This window comes from Nocardioides speluncae (assembly GCF_003121585.1).
Taxonomy (GTDB): domain Bacteria; phylum Actinomycetota; class Actinomycetes; order Propionibacteriales; family Nocardioidaceae; genus Nocardioides; species Nocardioides speluncae.
Map to the genome: position 1 here is coordinate 394,190 of NZ_QEOO01000016.1, position 16,315 is coordinate 410,504.

The 16,315-nt window shown below is 70.1% G+C and carries 11 protein-coding genes; 6 read left to right on the forward strand and 5 right to left on the reverse strand.

Going from position 1 to position 16,315, the window contains the following annotated elements; translation table 11 throughout:
• Positions 1-12: 12 nt before the first annotated feature.
• Positions 13-921, reverse strand: a complete 909-nt coding sequence (locus DDV73_RS09370) for an RNA polymerase sigma-70 factor (RefSeq protein WP_109506968.1) — start codon at positions 919-921, stop codon at positions 13-15.
• Positions 922-1,010: 89 nt separating this feature from the next.
• On the opposite strand from DDV73_RS09370, the gene DDV73_RS09375 reads away from it, so the two are divergent.
• Together DDV73_RS09375 and DDV73_RS09380 are read left to right on the forward strand one after the other, a co-directional pair.
• Complete coding sequence (locus DDV73_RS09375; RefSeq protein ID WP_109506969.1) at positions 1,011-1,955, forward strand: NAD-dependent epimerase/dehydratase family protein; 945 nt, start codon at positions 1,011-1,013, stop codon at positions 1,953-1,955.
• Between the two features lie 86 nt (positions 1,956-2,041).
• Entirely contained in the window at positions 2,042-2,413 is a 372-nt protein-coding gene (locus tag DDV73_RS09380; protein ID WP_109506970.1) for a YciI family protein, read from the forward strand.
• Positions 2,414-2,422: 9 nt separating this feature from the next.
• Here the strand turns inward: DDV73_RS09380 and DDV73_RS09385 are convergent, their stop codons facing one another.
• Positions 2,423-3,385: a helix-turn-helix transcriptional regulator gene (locus DDV73_RS09385; RefSeq protein WP_161962339.1), complete on the reverse strand. Its 963-nt coding sequence runs from the start codon at positions 3,383-3,385 to the stop codon at positions 2,423-2,425.
• A gap of 62 nt (positions 3,386-3,447) precedes the next feature.
• Here DDV73_RS09385 and DDV73_RS09390 point away from each other — a divergent pair, with 62 nt between their 5' ends.
• Positions 3,448-4,644 (forward strand): epoxide hydrolase family protein, encoded by a 1,197-nt coding sequence (locus tag DDV73_RS09390; RefSeq protein ID WP_109506972.1) that lies wholly within the window; start codon positions 3,448-3,450, stop codon positions 4,642-4,644.
• Between the two features lie 2 nt (positions 4,645-4,646).
• On the opposite strand, the gene DDV73_RS27855 is transcribed toward DDV73_RS09390, so the two are convergent.
• Complete coding sequence (locus DDV73_RS27855; RefSeq protein ID WP_154402683.1) at positions 4,647-5,093, reverse strand: hypothetical protein; 447 nt, start codon at positions 5,091-5,093, stop codon at positions 4,647-4,649.
• Between the two features lie 141 nt (positions 5,094-5,234).
• Here DDV73_RS27855 and DDV73_RS09400 point away from each other — a divergent pair, with 141 nt between their 5' ends.
• The gene (locus DDV73_RS09400) at positions 5,235-6,038 is read left to right on the forward strand and encodes an APH(3'') family aminoglycoside O-phosphotransferase (RefSeq protein WP_109507164.1); all 804 of its coding nucleotides are present in this window, start codon (positions 5,235-5,237) and stop codon (positions 6,036-6,038) included.
• A gap of 19 nt (positions 6,039-6,057) precedes the next feature.
• Here DDV73_RS09400 and DDV73_RS09405 read toward each other — a convergent pair whose 3' ends face one another.
• A complete protein-coding gene (locus DDV73_RS09405) occupies positions 6,058-9,849 on the reverse strand; it encodes a replicative DNA helicase (protein WP_109506974.1) in 3,792 nt (1,263 codons plus the stop codon).
• A gap of 539 nt (positions 9,850-10,388) precedes the next feature.
• On the opposite strand from DDV73_RS09405, the gene DDV73_RS09410 reads away from it, so the two are divergent.
• Complete coding sequence (locus DDV73_RS09410; RefSeq protein ID WP_109507165.1) at positions 10,389-11,732, forward strand: MATE family efflux transporter; 1,344 nt, start codon at positions 10,389-10,391, stop codon at positions 11,730-11,732.
• A gap of 147 nt (positions 11,733-11,879) precedes the next feature.
• Positions 11,880-14,879 (forward strand): AfsR/SARP family transcriptional regulator, encoded by a 3,000-nt coding sequence (locus tag DDV73_RS09415; RefSeq protein ID WP_109506975.1) that lies wholly within the window; start codon positions 11,880-11,882, stop codon positions 14,877-14,879.
• 99 nt (positions 14,880-14,978) lie between these two features.
• Here DDV73_RS09415 and DDV73_RS09420 read toward each other — a convergent pair whose 3' ends face one another.
• Complete coding sequence (locus DDV73_RS09420) at positions 14,979-16,274, reverse strand: COG1470 family protein (RefSeq protein ID WP_109506976.1); 1,296 nt, start codon at positions 16,272-16,274, stop codon at positions 14,979-14,981.
• Positions 16,275-16,315: the final 41 nt, after the last annotated feature.

Sequence of the window (16,315 nt, forward strand, 5' to 3'; positions counted from 1 at the left end):
ACTCTGGCCGGACTACCGACCGCCCAGCAAGGCGCTGAGGTCGCCGACCGGACCGAGGTGGCCCAGCTTCTGCGGGTTGAGGACGTTGTGCAGCCGGGTGATCCGGCCGCCGTCGACGTCGATCGTCATCACGCCGAGCAGCGCGCCGCCGGCGTCGCGGGTCAGCAGCGCCGGCTGGCCGTTGGCGTCCCCGAGCTCGAGGCGTACGTCGATGCGCTCGCCTTGGCGCATCAGGCCCACGAGGAACCGGGTGACCGCGAGGGCGCCCGCCATCGGCTTCCGGATCGCCGGCGCCCGGCCACCGCCGTCGCCGACGAACACCACGTCGTCGGCGAGCAGCCGCTCCAGGCCGGCGACGTCGCCCTCGCCGAGCGCGGCCACGAACTGCGAGGCGAGCCGCTCGCGGCGCTCCCGGGACGGGTCGAACCGCGGCGTGCCGTCCTCGATGCGCTTGCGTGCCCGGGCGAAGATCTGCCGGCAGTTGGTCGCGCTCTTGTCGACGACCTCGGCGATGTCGTCGTACTCGTAGCCGACGACCTCCCGCAGCACGAACACCGCACGCTCGACCGGCGTCAGTGCCTCGAGCAGCACGAGGAACGCCGTACTCACGGTCTCGTCGAGGTCGAACCGGTGGGCCGGGTCGCCGTCGTCGGCGGCCACGATCGGCTCCGGCAGCCACGGCCCGACGTACTGCTCGCGGCGCACGCGCGCCGACCGCAGGGTGTCGATGGCGATCCGGGTGGTGACGGTGGTGGCGTAGGCGTCGAGGTTGTCCACCTCCATGCCGTCCTGGGCACTGCGGTGCAGCCGTAGGAAGGCCTCCTGAACGACGTCCTCCGCCTCCGCCACGCTGCCAAGCATCCGGTAGGCGATCGAGAACATCAGGGGCCGGAGCCGGTCGTGCGCCGCGCCGAGATCCATCACCTCTCGATCCAACCACTGGTCCGGTTGTCACAGGGGCCGGGGCTATCTCGTCGGACGGGGCGACAACCGAACGAAGGGAAAGAACAATGCGAGTCTTCATCGCGGGCGCGACCGGAGCGCTGGGCAGCCGGCTGGTGCCGATCCTGGTGGACGCGGGGCACGAGGTCTTCGGGAGCACCCGGCACGAGGGTGCCGTGGCCGGCCTTGAGGCGCAGGGGGCGACCGGCGTGGTCATGGACCCGCTCGACGCCGAGAGCGTGCGGTCCGCCGTGGCGGCCGCCAAACCCGACGTCATCGTCCACCAGCTCACCGCGCTGGGCGCGATGAGCGGCAACCCGAAGAAGTTCGACAAGGACTTCGCGATGACCAACCGGCTGCGGACCGAGGGCACCGACCACCTGCTCGCGGCCGCCCGGGAGGCCGGCGTACGCCGGGTGGTCGCGCAGAGCTACACGACCTGGCCGAACGAGCGCACCGGCGCCTGGGTCAAGACCGAGGATGACCCGCTGATTGACGACCCGGGCAAGGAGGCGCGCGAGTCGCTGGCGGCCATCCGGTACGTCGAGCGAGCCGTCACGACCGCGCCCGGCATCGAGGGCCTGGCGCTGCGCTACGGCAGCTTCTACGGACCGGGCAACGCCGCGTCGCGCACCGGCACCATGGGCGAGATGGTCCGCCACCGGAAGTTCCCCGTGGTCGGCGGCGGCACCGGCGTCTGGTCGTTCATCCACATCGACGACGCTGCGGCCGCGACCGCGGCGGCGGTGGAGCGGGGCGCGCCCGGCATCTACAACGTCGTGGACGACGAGCCCGCGCCGGTGTCCGAGTGGCTGCCGTACCTGGCCGAGCAGCTCGGCGGCAAGCCGCCGATGCGGCTGCCGGCATGGCTGGCCAGGCCGATGCTCGGCGAGCTCGGGCTTGCCCTGATGACCTCGGTGCGAGGCTCGTCGAACGCCAAGGCCAAGCGCGAGCTGGGCTGGACGCCCGGATACCCGAGCTGGCGAGAGGGCTTCCGGAAAGGCTTGGGCTGAGCAGTCGGGGTGGTCGACAAGGGGTGACAAGCCTTGGGCGAGGGGTGTCGGATGGGGGTCGTGGCAACCAGACGAGGAGCAACGTGATGCCCAGGTACCTGATGGCGGTCTACGGCCCGGCGGAGTTCGACGAGAACTACGGCTACCCGTCGCGGGAGGAGATGCTGCAGTCATTCGCCGAAACCGAGGCCTTCAACGAGCGGCTCAAGGCCAGCGGCCACTGGGTCTTCGCCGACGGCCTCGACCAGGCGTCGACGACGGCGGCCGTCGTCGACGGGCAGGGTGAGGAGCCGCTGGTGACCGACGGGCCCTACCTGGAGACCAAGGAGCACATCGGCGGCTTCTGGGTGATCGACGTACCCGACCGCGACCTCGCCCTCGAGCTTGCCGCCGAGGCCTCGAAGGCCTGCCGCGGCAAGGTCGAGGTCCGGCCGTTCAACACCGAGGTGCCGGGCTGAGCGAGGCGGTCAGTCCAGCGCGCGGGCGTAGCGGGTCGCGAGCTTGCGCACCTCGTCGGCCAGCTCCGGCGCTTCCGCCACCGAGAAGTCGAGGTCGAGCATGCTGAGGTACCGCAGCAGCATGCCCGGGTCGTCCGATCCGGCGTCCAGGTAGCACGACGACTCGTCGATCTCCGTCAGCTCGCCCGCCGTCGCCGGCAGCCGGGCCGCGACCACGGACAACGGCGCGAGCACCCGGATCCGGGCGCGGAACTCCCACATCGCCTGCGACACGCCCCGGTCGACGTACGACGCAACGCCCTCGGACGGCAGCTCGCGGGGCGTGAAGCGCGGGCCGGTCGGGATCCGCGGAGTCAGCCGGTCGACGCGGAAGGTGCGCCAGTCCGCGCGGTCCAGGTCGTAGGCGACGAGGTACCACCTGCCCCGCATGTGCGCGAGCCGGTACGGCTCGGCAGTGCGCAGCGACGTCGTACCCGAGTGGGTCGCGTAGTCGAACCGCAGCTGCTCGTGGTCGCGGCACACCGCCGCGAGCGTCGTCAGCACCGACGGATCCACCACCGGCCCCGACGGCCCTGCCGACGGCACCGACACCAGATAGCTTTGCAGCGCGTTCACGCGGTGCCGCAGCCGCGACGGCAGCACCTGCTCCAGCTTCGCCAGCGCCCGCACGGACGTCTCCTCGATGCCCGCCACCGACCCGCCGGCCGCCGTACGAAGCCCCACCGCGACCGCCACCGCCTCCTCGTCGTCGAGGAGCAGCGGCGGCAACGCGGCGCCGGCGCCGAGCCGGTAGCCGCCGGCCACGCCGGGCGTCGCGTCGACCGGATAGCCGAGCGACCGCAGCCGCTCCACATCGTTGCGCACGGTCCGCGTCGTCACGCCCAGCCGCGACGCAAGCTCCGGGCCGGTCCAGTGCTGGTGGGCCTGCATCAGGGACAGCAGCTTCAGCAGTCGTGCCGAGGTCTCCAACATTGCTTCAGCATCGTAGCGAATGAGGAACGAACCTTTCCGCATTGGCTCCTAGGGTTCTTGACATGACGACGAACCAGAACGACATCCGCCCCTTCCGCATCGACGTCCCGCAGGCCGACCTGGACGACCTCCACGCGCGGCTCGCGAACACTCGCTGGCCCCGCGAGCTCGCCGGCCTGGGCTGGACCCGCGGCGTACCGACCAGCTACCTGCGGCAGATCGTGGAGTACTGGCAGACGGCGTACGACTGGCGCAAGGCCGAGGCTCGGCTGAACGAGCTTCCGCAGTTCGTCACCGAGATCGACGGCCAGCCGATCCACTTCGCGCACATCCGGTCGAGTGAGCCGAACGCCCGTCCGCTGCTGATGGTGCACGGCTGGCCCAGCTCGTACGTCGAGTTCGCCAAGGTCGTCGGCCCACTCACCGACCCGGTCGCGCACGGCGGCAAGGCCGAGGACGCGGTGCACCTGGTCCTCCCGTCGATCCCGGGCTACGGCTTCTCCCCGCTCACCGGACCCGGCTGGGGCAACCTGTTCCGGGTCGCCGGCGCCTTCGCCGAGGTGATGACCCGGCTCGGGTACGACCGGTTCCTCGCGCAGGGCACCGATGTCGGATCCGGCATCGTCGGCATGCTGCCGATGGTCGCGCCGGGCCGAGTCATCGCGTCGCACATCAACGGGCCCGCGCCGTACCCGTTCGGTCCGGCCGTCGACCTCGAGCGCCTGGAGGGCAAGGACCGCGAGCGCGCCGAGGCGTTCAACGCCTGGCAGCAGGACGGCATCGGCTACCTGTCGATCCAGTCGACCCGGCCGCAGACGCTGTCGTACGGGCTCACCGACTCACCTGTCGCCCAGCTCGCCTGGATCGTCGAGAAGTTCCAGGAGTGGACCGACCCGGCGAACGAGCTGCCCGAGGACGCCGTCGACCTCGACCAGCTGCTCACGAACGTGAGCATCTACTGGTTCAACGAGCTCGGCTGGTCCTCGGCGCACTCTGTGTACGAGGGCATGGAGGCGTACCGGCAGTTCGCCACGCGGGCCGCTTCGGACGACGGAGAGAGCGGCGGCTGGGAGGCGCCGCCGATGCCGCCGACCGGCGTCGCCGTGTTCGCCGCCGACATGTCGGTCCGCCGCGACGTCGACCCGTACGGCGCCTACACCTCCTGGAACGAGTACGAGGCCGGCGGCCACTTCCCGGCCATGGAGGTGCCTGAGCTGCTGGTCGACGACATCCGCACCTTCTTCCGGAGTCACCCGTAGCGTCAGCCTCGGATCACGATGCGACTGGCGGACGACCCGGTGGCGCAGACCTGCTCCTCGCCGACGATGTGACACACGATGACGGAGGCGTTGGCGCTGGCCGGACCGCCCTTGAACGGATCGGCGAACGACGTGAAGTGAGCCGTGTGGACGTGCGGCTGGCCGTCACAGACGACGGTGCCGTCCAAACCGCTCTCCGACCACGCACCGGTTCTGTCCTGGCTGGCACCGGCATGTGCCTCCTGGAAGTCCAGGGAGCCGGGCAGCTGCGGACAGGTGACCTGCACGCTGATGACGACGCCACCGCCCGGCGTCAGGTTTGCATGCTTGGCGATCGAGACCGTGATCCCGTCCGCCGCCGATGCCGGGGGCGGGACGACCGCCGGAGCGGCGAGTACTAGAAGAGCAGCAGTGCCGAAGGCCCGGCGCCGTGCTCGAGATCCCCTCATGGCTACCTCCTGATAGTCCGTGCTGGACCACCCGTCCCGAGCCCGGGATCGTCTGCTCAGAATAGCCCCGCGGGGGCCGCCGTGGCGTCTGGGAAGTCGGTCTCGTTCAGAAACCCAGTGCGCGACGCTTGGAAGGTACCGCTGGACACTGGCGGGACTGCCGGGCCACGATCGGGAGCGGTGAGGTGGATCCCAGTGAGGTCGGGCGAGTCCGGCGCGGAGGTGTTCCGATCTGCGGACGGCGCACTGCATCGGAAGCGCGTGGCTACCGACCGATCTGCCTCACTGGCAGCCGAGCGTGACCGTCTTCGCTGGCTGTCCGGTACCGGGATTCCGGGGCCGGACGTGATCGATTGGAGCGAGGGTGATGGCGGCGCCGAGCTCACCATGACGACGGTCCCTGGTGTGCCAGCCGACATTCTCATTGCCGGACAGCTCTGGGATGCGTGGACCTCGATTGCTGAGGCGGTCCGCGGCTTGCATGAGGTACCGACCGCCACCTGCCCCTTCAGCCATGACGTCGTGGACTTGGTCGAGATCGCCCGCGCTGTCGTACGGCGCGGAGCAGTGAATCCGGAGTTCTTGCGGCCGGAGGACCGTATGGTCGCTCCATCTGAACTCCTCGCCCGTCTCGAACTGCAGCTTGAGGTTCGAATGGAGCAGCAGAGTGCCGATGCGGTGGTGTGTCATGGCGACCTGTGCCTCCCGAACCTCATCGTCGATCCGGATGCAGGATCGCTGTCAGGATTCATCGACGTCGGCCGGCTGGGAGTCGGCGATCCGCACGTTGATCTCACGCTTCTTCTAGCCACTGCCCGCGAGACGTGGAGCGACGATGTCGAAGCTGCCCGCGCGGAGGCGGAGCTTGAACGCCACTACGGGCCCGCGTTGGACCACGACCGGATGCGGTTCTATCTCGCCTTGGACCCATTGACCTGGGGCTGACAGGTAGCGCTCCGCCCCGTCAGTGGGCCATGTCGACGAAGCGGGAGTAGTGGCCCTGGAAGGCGACGGTGACGTCGCGGGTGGGGCCGTTGCGGTGCTTGGCGACGATCAGGTCGGCCTCGCCGGGGCGGGTCGACTCCTTCTCGTAGACGTCGTCGCGATGAAGCAGGATCACCATGTCGGCGTCCTGCTCGAGGGAGTTGTGGGCGGCGATGCCGTCGACAACGAAGTTGTGGGTGCCCATCACAGTGCCGTCGTAGACCGCCTGCTCGCCGACCGGCTCGATAGCGGTGATGGCGTCCCAGAAGACGTCGTTCGTGGCGAGGACGTCGAGTTCCGCATCATCAAGGACCTCAGCGACGCGGGCCAGCCGCTGGCGGCTCGGCGCATGCTTCCACAACGCCGAGCCGGAGAACTGGGTGCCCATGGCGGCAGCGAACTCGCGGTGGGAGATCGACTTCTCAGCGAGCACCTCACGCACTCGGTCCCACACCTCGCGGGGAACGGTGTCGAGGTTGGTGTTCGGGCGTACGTCGCGCAGTCGCTCGGCGAGTTCCTGAGCCTTCTCGCCCCGCGCCCCATGCACACCGATCTCGTCGACGAAACGGAGCTGATTCTCTACGCCGTAGATGTAGAGGTGCCAGCCGTCGCGGTAGCCGGCCTTCCGTACGCGCTTGATCCGAGTGAATACGTTGAACCGCAGCAAGAGCCGCGCAAGATCGTCGACGAGCCGCCGGCTGGTCGATGCGTAGTAGATGCGACCGATGCGGTTCTTACTGTCGTAGCTGACTGAACCGTCGGTGGACCAGATGTGACGAACGAACAGTCCCACCTGCTCCTTGGGCAGGCCGAAGACCCAGTCCGGCACGGACTTCTCATGACTGCGCAAGCCGAAGAGCCCGTCCTCGTCGAGCCAGGAAGCGATCGGGTTCCGCTTGCCGTGGGTGAGGTGGTACGGCGCGGGGAGGCGAAGTGTCGTCACACGGGCGGCGGCGTACTCGTCACGGACCGGAGTGATCCCGAAGCGGCGCGATGCGGCATCGCTCACGGCCGACAGGTTGGCTTCGTCGATGCTCGCGTAACGGATCGGCTGGCGCTTGACGAACGAGCCGTCACCGAGCATGTGAGCGAGCAGCACGACCTCATCGTCGTCACGGGCGACCGTGTGCAACGGGGGCGGCACGTGCCGGATCGACCCGAGCCGCGCACCCAGCGCGAGTTCGGACAGCGGCATCCACCCGTCGTACGTCAGGAACTTGTGATTGCCCGTGGCCGTGATCCGGCGGCCGGAAGCCAGGGTCAACTCGAAGACGGGCTTCACCCCGCTCGGAAAGGCATGGGTGAGTGTGCGCGGGACGAGCTTGAGTCGGTCGTCGAGGGACCAGACCGGGATGTCCCGGGCGCCGGACTCCATCAGCTCGCCAAGGGTGATCTCGGCGTTAGTGTCCGCGCGCATCAGCCGCGTGTCGGCGGTCAGACAGCCGGACTCGCGCAAATCGGACATCATCGGGCGCTTGTCGCCGCGCTGCTCGGGACCACGGTTGAGCTGGGAGAGCGCGACCACGGGGACCTCGAGCTCCTTGGCCAGCAGCTTGATCTGACGGGAGAACTCCGAGACCTCGAGCTGGCGGGACTCGACCTTCTTGCCGGACGTCATCAGCTGCATGTAGTCGATGATGATCAGCCGCAGGTCGTGGCGCTGCTTGAGCCGGCGGGCCTTCGCCCGGATCTCCATCATCGTCATGTTGGGGCTGTCGTCGATGAACATCGGCGCCGAGCTGACCTCGCCCATCTTGCGCGCGAGCTTGGCCCAGTCGTCGTCGCTCATCTGGCCGTTGCGGATGTGGTTGAGCGGCACCTTGGCCTCGGCCGACAGCAGCCGCATGGTGATCTCGGAGCGGGTCATCTCCAGGCTGAAGAAGACGCTGGTCAGGTTGTTGTGGATCGACGCCGCGCGGCACAGGTCGAGGGCCAGGGTCGAGTTGTGGGTGGGGATCATCGACTTGCCTGCGAGATAGAGATGCTCGTCATTGTCGACCTGCACGCAGCGCACCGGCACCGACGGAACCTCAGTGACTTCGGTGATGTAGCGCTTGCCGATCCGAGTCGTCGACGCCGGGCGCTCCTCCTTGTGAAGGAGGCGCTTCCGCTCCAGGCGGAACACATCGTCGACGGTCGAGAAGTTGAGAATGTACGCCGTCGACGTGGCCTCAGATCGTCCCCGGACGCGCTTGGTGGTCCTACCGCATCGATAGCCGAGGCTCACGACGAGCTCGTAGACCTCATCGGCCAGGCGCTTGTTGGTCACCGTGAACTGGCACGAGCCGACACCTTTGACCACACCACCGTCGGTGTCCATCAGGCCGGCAAGAAGGTCACGACGATCCGACTCCGGGGCCCGCAAGTAGCTGGCCGGGATGTGCTTCGCATTCAGCACACCGAGCTTCCGCAGCAGCGCGGTGAGCGTGCCGTGATCGGCCCAGCAGTCCCCACAGAGCGCGCGCACGCCGGTGGCTGCCCCGCCGCAGTCAGAGCAGGTCACGGACCCAGCAACGGTCAGATCCGGCTCTGGCAGCCGGATCGAGTACAGCATTGAGCCACACGACCGGACCTCGAATCCGAACGACTCGATGATCATCGGGATCTCGGGAGTCTCGCAGGTGATCCGCTGGCCGGCGCTGTGACCGTCGCCCAACCACGCGCCCAGAACGTACGCCGGGATCGGAAGATCCTGAGGCTTGCCCTGGATCGGGTCGGCATTCAGCACGGCGTGGTTCGCCCGCTGGTCGCCATTGACACGGACCGACGACGCGATCACCTCGGTCGTCACCACCGAAGGATGTATCCGCTGACGCCGTGATCGGTTGTACTGCTTCTCCGCGGCCCAGCGCGACTTCCTGGCCGCCCGGGTCTCGGTCAGCCATTGATGCTGCGCATCGGCAACAATCCGAGACCCGTCTGAGAACACCACCTCGTAGCACGGCCGGTCGTGCATGACCTCGGTCGCCGCGACCACACGCGTGGGACGGCCCTGCGCGTCGTACAGCACGTCGCCAACCTCGACCTCACCCATTGTCGTCCAGCCGGTGGGGGTCGGGAGTGGGGTGTCGAGCGCCAGCGCCTTGCCCATAGCAGGACGAGCCGCCACGATCACCATCTGGCCGGAGTGGAGACCGTTGGTGAGGTCGTCGAGATCGGCAAAGCCGGTGGGCACGCCGTAGATGCCGCCCTCGCGGTTGCCGATCGCCTCGATCTCGTCGAGGACGCCCTCCATGATGTCCGACAGCGGCGCGTAGTCCTCCGACGCGCGCTTCTCGGTGATCTTGTAGACCTCGGCCTGTGCCTGGTCGACGACATCGTCGACCTGGCCCTCACCGGCGTACCCGATCTGGACGATCTTGGTCCCGGCGTCGACCAGCCGGCGCAGGATCGCCTTCTCCCGGACGATCTCGGCGTAGAACCCGGCGTTGGCCGCGATCGGGACGTTGGCCGACAGCGTGTGGAGGTACGGCGCGCCGCCGATCCGCTGCAGCTCGCCCTTGCGCTGCAGCTCGGCGGCGACGGTCACCGGGTCGGCCGGCTCGCCGCGGCCGTAGAGGTCGATGATCGCGTCGTGGATGACCTCGTGGGCCGGCCGGTAGAAGTCGACGCCGCGGATCGTCTCGGCGACGTCGGCGATCGCGTCCTTGGACAGCAGCATCGACCCGAGCACGCTCTGCTCGGCGGCGTTGTCCTGAGGTGGGGTCCGGTCGCCGGGGCCGCGGGGACGCTCGCCGGGCTCGAAGGCGGCCGGGCCGTCGCCCCAGTCCATCGGGTCCGGGGGCAGCGCAGAGTCATGCTCGGCAATGCTCACGCTCACGCCTCCTGCCCGGCTCGGTCGATCCTGCCTGCGACATTAGGACGTGCCACCGACAGTTTCGAAGTTTTGATCGATCGCCGGGTAGCTCCAGCATCGCCAACGCAGTCGCGACGTTACGCCGCTTCCGGGCCGCCGGAAAGGGCCGTATCCACAGGCCCTGTGGATAACCTCGTGGATCGCGTGGAGGAACCGCCCACCAATGTGCACAGCCTGGGGAGCGCCCTGTGGAGAAGAACGGACAGATTCCGTCGGAACCCCCTCTGACCTGGACAAACAGTTCTCCACGGGTGTGGAGCAGAAACTCTTGGCGTCTGATTTGGTTCACCTGCAGGACACGCAGGGGTCGAAAAGGTGTTTGTCGACAAACGCCCCCGGCACCTCATCCCGTCACATTTCGCACCGAGTTACACACAGGTGACAAGCACTATCCAGCGTTAGAGACATGTGCCGTTCATACCCCTTACTAGGACTAGTCTGAGCGGGTGACGGTGATGGCGAACGGGCGGCGCGACCGCGAGATCCTGCGGCTGGCGGTCCCGGCCTTCCTCGCCCTGGTCGCCGAACCGCTCTTCCTGCTCTCCGACGCCGCCATCGTCGGCCACCTCGGCACCAGCGAGCTCGCCGGCCTCGGCGTCGCGGCCGTCGTCCTCCAGACCGCGATCGGCCTCTGTGTCTTCCTCGCCTACGGCACCACGGCGAGCGTGGCCCGCCAGCTCGGGGCGGGCGACCGGACCGGCGCCCTCGCCCAAGGCATCGACGGCATCTGGCTCGCGATCGTCATCGGCACCGTCACCACCGTGCTCGGGGTCGCGCTGACCGGTCCGCTGGTCGCGGCGTTCGGGGTCACCGACGACGTGGCCGGCCACGCCACGACGTACCTGCGGATCGCATTCCTCGGCGCCATCCCGCTGCTGGTGATGCTGGCCGCGACCGGCGTTCTCCGCGGGCTGCAGGACACCCGGACCCCGCTGGTGGTCGCGGTCGTCGGCAACCTGCTCAACATCGTGCTCAACCTGCTGCTGGTGTACGGCGCCGGTCCGGTCCCCGGTCTGGGCATCGCCGGCTCCGCGCTCGGCTCGGTGCTGGCCCAGGTGGTCTCGGCCGGGATGCTGCTAGCCGTCGTGGTCCGGGGGGCGCGGGTCGAAGGCGCGACCCTCCGCCCGCACGCTCCCGGCATCCGGCAGGCCGCGCACGCCGGCGTCGCGCTGGTCATCCGCACGCTCACCCTCCGCGCCTCACTGCTGGTCACGACGTACGCCGCGACCATCGGGGTCTCCGGCGAGGACGAGGCGGTGGCGCTGGCGACCCATCAGCTGGCGATGACGATCTGGACCTTCCTCGCCTTCGCCCTGGACGCGATCGCGATCGCGGCGCAGGCGCTCACCGGCCGCTCGCTCGGTGCCGGCGACGTGGAGGAGACCCGGGCGGTCACCCGCCGGATGATCCGGTGGGGCGTGGTCAGCGGCGTCGTCACCGGCCTCGCGCTGGCGGCGGCCAGCCCCTTGCTCGGCCCGCTGTTCACCGGCGACGAGCGGGTGCAGGACCTGCTGGTCCCCGTGCTGCTGGTCGCCGCGGTTGGTCAGCCGATCGCGGGGGTGGTGTTCGTGCTCGACGGCGTACTCATCGGCGCAGGTGACGGACGGAACCTGGCGTGGATGGGAATCGTCGTACTCCTCGTCTATGCGCCACTCGGGCTGCTCGCGGCTGCCGGCACCGGCAGCCTCATCTGGCTCTGGGTGGCGTTCTCGGCGGTCTTCATGGGCGTCCGGGCGGTCCTGTTGAGCCTTCGAGCACGGGGTGAAAATTGGTTGGTGACTGGCGGGCTGGTGAGGTAAACCTCCTGGTGAGCCCGAGTAAAAATGATCCGAACGGGTCATTTTGGTGACGTAGATGTCCGGATTCCTATCCTGCTGCCTCTCCATTACGAGAGGCTTGTCGAACCGCGCCAGGCCTCAGCCCTCTCAGCGCAAAGGATCGTGATAATGCCTCGGGGCAGCGCACGTTCGAACGTCGTCAGCGAGCAGTGGTCGCACACTCGCTCGGTGTCGGCTGCCGTGGGCCAGCCGCCGACGCCTCGACGTTCGTCCAGCCACCTCCTCCGGCCGAGGCTGATCTCCGCCCTCGACGGCCTGCGTCAGGTACGGCTCGCGACGGTCGTCGCGCCCGCCGGCGCCGGCAAGACCACCCTGTTCGCGCAGTGGGCACGACAGGCGCCCGTCGACGTCGCGTGGTGCCGGACCAGCGCCGGAAGCGGCGGACACGAGATCGACAGCGCGGAGGCGATGGTGCGCCGCCTCGGCGACGCCGTCTCCGGACTCGCGCCCCAGCTGAGCCCGGCCCGTGACCTCGACACCCTCGTCCGCGAGCTGACCGAGCACGACTCGCCGATCGTGCTGGTCCTCGACGACGCGCACCGGGTCGTCAGCCCGGCCGCGATCCGGGTACTCGACCAGCTGCTGCTGCGGACCCCGCCCCACGTCCACCTGCTCGTCGGCTCCCGCCGGCCGCTCGGCTTCAACCTGGCCCGGACCGAGCTGCCCAGCCTGGTGCTGCCGGCCAGCGCACTCCGGTTCCGCTCGGTCGAGACCGCCGCCCTGTTCCGCAAGGTGTACGACGCGCCGCTGGCGCCCGACGACGTCGCCGCGCTCACCCGCCACACCGACGGCTGGGCCGCGGCGCTGCACCTGTTCCATCTCTCCGCGCCGGGCAGCCCGGTCGAGCGGCACCAGGCGGTGCGGGCGCTCTCCGCCCGGGTCCGGTACGCCGACGACTACCTCGCGCGCGAGGTGCTCGGCGTACTCACGGCCGCGCAGGTCGACTTCCTCCGCCAGACGTCGGTGTTCGAGGTGCTGTCGGCGCGGCGCTGCGACCGGCTGCTCGGTGGCACCGACAGCCAGACCCACCTGCTCGCGATCGAGCAGGCCAGTGCCCTGGTCTGCTCCGCGGACGGCGGCTCGTCGTTCCAGGTGCACCCGGTGCTCCGCGCCCACCTGGCCACCCAGCTGCGCAACCGGCTCGGCGACACCGAGGTCGAGGAGGCCTACCGGTCGGCCGCCGCCGTACTCCGTGGAGAGCCGAGTCCCGCCGAGGCGCTGCGGGCCTACGTCGCCGCCAGCGACTGGCTGTCGGTGCGCGACCTGCTGGCCGCCGACGGCCCGGCCGTGCTCGCCGACCTCCGGCTGGACTGGGTCGAGGGCCTCCCGCAGCCGCTGATCGAGGACGACCCGTGGGTCGCGCACGCGGTGGCCCTGCGCGCCTTCCGCAACGGCGAGCTCCGCAAGGCGCAGCACGCCGCAGAGCTGGCCCGGCGAACCGCCGCGGCGTCGGAGCGCACCGAGGTGTGCGCGCTGCTCGCCGAGCAGCTCGAGGTGGTCGCACGGACCTGGGCCGACGGCGATGTCCTCCCCTCGTCGGCGTGGGGCGAGCGGCTGCGCGCCGTCGTCCGCGACCCGGCCGCCGCCCACGACCGTTCGACTGCACCCCCCAGCCCGCAGCAGGCCTTGGTCCGCGCCGCCGGTCAGCTGCTGGCCGGCAACCTGGTCGCGGCCCGCCGTACCTTCGCCAGCTGCGCCGACGCGCTGCACAGCGACCCCGGCGCCCAGCTCACCGTCGGCCTGTTGAGCACGTCGCTCGGCGCGCTCGACCCGGACGCCGCCGACGACATCGCCGATGCGGCGGACCGGCTCGGCTTCCCGTGGTACGCGCGGATCGCGGCCGCGGTCGCGGACACGCTGCGCTACCTCACCTCCCCCACGCCGACGCTGCCGCTCGGCGAGCATCTGGTCGACGCCGAGAACCGCGGCGACGCCTGGGCGTGCGTGGTGCTGCTCGGGTTCCGCGGTGCCGCGTCCTGGGTGGGCGGCCGGCCCGATCCGGAGACCTTCGACGAGCTGATCCGCCGGCTGCGGGTGCTCGACGCTCCCGCCCTCGAGGCATGGGCTCGTGCGGGGCTGGCGGTCGCCAACGCCGCCGCCCAGCTACCGGACGCCGCGCGTGACGCCGAGTCGGCCGCCGGCTTCGCTCGCAGCGCCGGCGTCCCCGGCGCGCTCGCCGTGGCGTACGGCGCGCTGTCGCTGTGCCGCACCGGTCCGCGCGCGACGGAGGCCGCCGACCTGGCCGCCGCCGAGGCCGAGGCGGCCGGGCTCGGCTGCTCGCCGTGGAACTGGGTCCGCACCGAGCGGCCCGAGCGCCCTGCCGGCGCGGTGACTGTCGGGGACAGCGACGGACCGACCCTGCAGGTGCGCTGCTTCGGCCGGTTCGAGATCCGGGTGGACGGCGAGCTGCCGCCGCTCGAGCGGGTCCGCCCGCGCGCCCGCGAGGTCCTCCGGATGCTGGCGCTCGCCGCCGGCCGCCCGGTGCACCGCGAGCTGCTGATCGAGGCACTGTGGCCCGGGCTCGACCCGTCGGCCGCCACCCACAACCTTCACGTCGCGGTCTCCAGCGTCCGCGCGGTGCTCGAGCCCGGCGCCCCCCGCGGCGCGGCTCGACTGCTCGCCCGCGACGGCGACCGATACTCGCTCGCGCTCGGCCCGGGCTCCACCTGCGACCTGCAGGTGTTCGAGTCCTCCTGCCTCGCCGCCGAGCGGGCGCGCGTCGCCGGCGACACCGGCGCAGCGATCCGCTCGCTCAACGTGGCGCTGGAGGCCTACACCGGCGACGTACTCCCTGAGGACGGGCCGGCCGAGTGGGTGCTTGCCGCCCGCGAACGGTTCCGGGTCCGGGCCGCCGAGGCGGCTGCCCTCCTGGCCGAGCTGCACCTGGTTCGCGACCAGGCTGAGTCCGCGGCGTCCGCCGCGCTGCGCAGCATCGACATCGACCCGTGCCGCGACGGCTCCTGGCGACTGCTGGTCTCGGCGTACGACGCCACCGGCGACCTCGCCGCCGCCGAGCGGGCCCGCCGTTCGTACGCCGAGGTGCTGGCCTCGCTGGGCGTGGTCGCGAACACCGCGTCCGCCGTACTCCCCCGCCCGCGCCGCGGCTGAGGCCGGCCACCGCTCATGTAACGCTGAGTTACGCACACTGCCACGCAGTAATTACGGTGCGGGAGTGTGCATAACTCCGCGTTACATGCGCTCGCTCTCCTACGGCGAGGCCGGTCCCCTCGGCACGGTCTCGGTGGACTCGCCGCCGAGGTACATCGACCCGTCGCACTCGGTCGGCTTCGGGGCGCCCGGCGGCTCGCCGGGGACGTTGCACACCAGCTCGACGGAGATCTCCTGGTCCTCGCCGAGGGTGATCGGGGTGATGTAGTGGAAGTCGAGGTCGCGGAAGTTCTCCAGGGCGAAGTCGTACTTCACCTCGTCGTCGATCCGGATCACCATCCGGCCGAAGTCGCCCTGGGGGTTGCTCAGCACCAGGTCGGTGATCTCGAAGACGGTGTTCTCCGGCACCACCAGCGTCTCGCTGTCGGTGCCTGCGGTGGTCACGTTCAGCCGCTCGGCGAAGGGGGTGACCAAGGTGTTCGGCGGCAGCTTGTCGATGCCGAGGTTGTCCTTGACCTCTTCCTTGTCCTTCTCGGTCTCGCCGGCGTTCTGCTGCGAGTTCTTGGCGGCCTCCTCGGCCTTCTTCGCGTCGTCCTTGGCGGCCGCGACGTCGTCCTCCACGGCGGACTCCGCGGACTCTGTCGCCGCCGACTCGATGGTCGGCTTGAGCAGCAGGAACCACAGCGCGGCGAGCAGGGCCAGCAACGCAAGCAGGGCCAGCAGCGCCTTGGGCAGCCATTTGGGGAAGGTCGGCTGCTGCACGAAGGTGCCGTCCAGCCGGACCGGGTCGGAGTCCTGCGGCTCGACCGCGACCACGAACGGGTGCGTGACCGGCGACCCGCGCCAGATCCGCTTCGGCGCCTTGACCGTGACCTGGCCGAACTGGGCCTCGCCCGGAAGGACGGTGACCGACTCGGGCTTCGCGGACAGCGCCAGCTTGTTGCCATCCTCGCCGGGCGACAGCAGCACCCGGACCGCGCTGTTGCCGCGGTTGTCGATGGCGATCTCGTGCTTGGCCCGGCGTCGTCCCTGCGAGGTGCGCGGCAGCAGCTCGGCGAAGGTGTCGTAGAACGGCAGGACCTCGACCATGCCCTCGGGCACGACCGCCTGGTCGGGGTGCTCGGTCGGCGTCACCTTCACACCGAACAGCTGCTCGCCCGCGAGTACGCCGGAGCCGCGCGGCGGCCGGAAGGTCACGGTCGCTGTGGTGGTCGCGCCCGGGTACAGGGAGAACGACTCGGGCTCGACCGTCGCCCACTGCTTGGTCGGTCCGAGGATCTCGACCCAGTAGCCCTCGACGATGTCGCCGTTGTTGCGCACCTGGAGCGGCACCACGGCCTCTTCGCCCGGGTTCAGGCGCAGGCTGGTGGAGTCAAGGCTCGCCGAGGTTGTCATGCCCATGACCGTAGGGGCGGGTACGCCGCGGCACAGCCGCC